Annotated in this window: 1 protein-coding gene; it reads left to right on the forward strand. The window is 62.6% G+C overall.

What is annotated here, in order from left to right; translation table 11 throughout:
• Positions 1–94: 94 nt before the first annotated feature.
• Positions 95–1271 (forward strand): IS3 family transposase gene (locus PCE31106_RS23860; protein WP_174975422.1). Its coding sequence is split into 2 segments (ribosomal slippage), with 1178 coding nucleotides annotated over them: positions 95–410 and positions 410–1271; the frame shifts between segments, so codons are not numbered across the junction. This gene is flagged as partial in the annotation.

Here is a 1271-nt window from a genome sequence, read left to right on the forward strand (position 1 = left end):
TGGAGCGGCCCCACGTATCTGAGGACACAAGGACTCTCTTAAAATAACGGATAGTCTTGTGTCTATCAGTAAGCCTAGTCATTACGTGGAACCCATCGAAATTCTGACCGAGCCGGAGCGCCGTCGGCGGCGCACGGCGCAGGAAAAAATCGCCATCGTGCAGGAGACGCTGGCACCGGGAGCATCGGTGTCAGCCGTGGCCCGGCGGCACGGCGTGAACCCGAACCAAGTGTTCGGCTGGCGCAAGCAATACCAGGAAGGCAGTCTGGCGGCGGTGAAAGCGGGAGAAACCGTAGTGCCCGCATCGGAGTTGGCTGCAGCCATCAAGGAAATCAAGGAGCTGCAACGGCTGCTCGGGAAAAAGACAATGGAAGTCGAAATCCTGAAGGAAGCCGTGGAATGGGGCCGTTCAAAAAACCTGATTGCGCGCTCGCCCTTGCTGCCGGGGGACGACCATTGAAAACGGTCTGCGAAGTTCTCGGCGTGGCGCGCTCTGTTGTGGCAGTGAAGCAGGCTCGTTCGTCTGACTGGCAAGACGGTCGCCGTGCCAAGCCCACCGACGACACGGAACTGGTCGAGGAAATCCATGGCCACGTGGCGCATCTGCCAACCTACGGCTACCGGCGCATCTGGGCGCTGCTGCGCCGCAGTCGCGAGATGGTCGGCGCACCGTGCATCAACCACAAGCGCGTGTATCGGGTCATGCGTGAGCACCATTTGTTGCTGCGTCGTCCCGGCGTGCGGCGAGACAAGCGGCGGCACGACGGTCGCGTGGCCGTGGATAGGAGCAATACCCGCTGGTGCTCGGACGGCTTCGAGTTCCGGTGCGACGATGGCACGCCGCTGCGCGTGACGTTCGCGCTGGATTGCTGTGACCGGGAAGCGATTAGCTGGGCTGCTACGACCGGCGGGCATAGCGGCGACGTGGTGCGCGACGTGATGCTGGCGGCCGTCGAGCAGCGCTTCGGCACCACGCAGACGGCGCAGGCCATCGAATGGCTGACGGACAACGGCTCGGCCTACATCGACCATCGCACGCGCAGCTTCGCGCGCGAGCTGGGCCTGGAGCCGCTGACCACGCCCGTACGTTCGCCGCAGAGCAATGGCATGGCTGAATCGTTCGTGAAGACCATGAAGCACAATTACGTCGCCTATATGGACAAGCCCGACGCGCCAACGGCGCTCTCGCGTCTGGCCATTGCGTTTGAACATTACAATGAGCGCCACCCGCACAAAGCCCTGAAATACCGCTCGCCTCGCGAGTTCAGGCG

It is taken from the genome of Pandoraea cepalis (assembly GCF_902459665.1).
Taxonomy (GTDB): Bacteria; Pseudomonadota; Gammaproteobacteria; order Burkholderiales; family Burkholderiaceae; genus Pandoraea; species Pandoraea cepalis.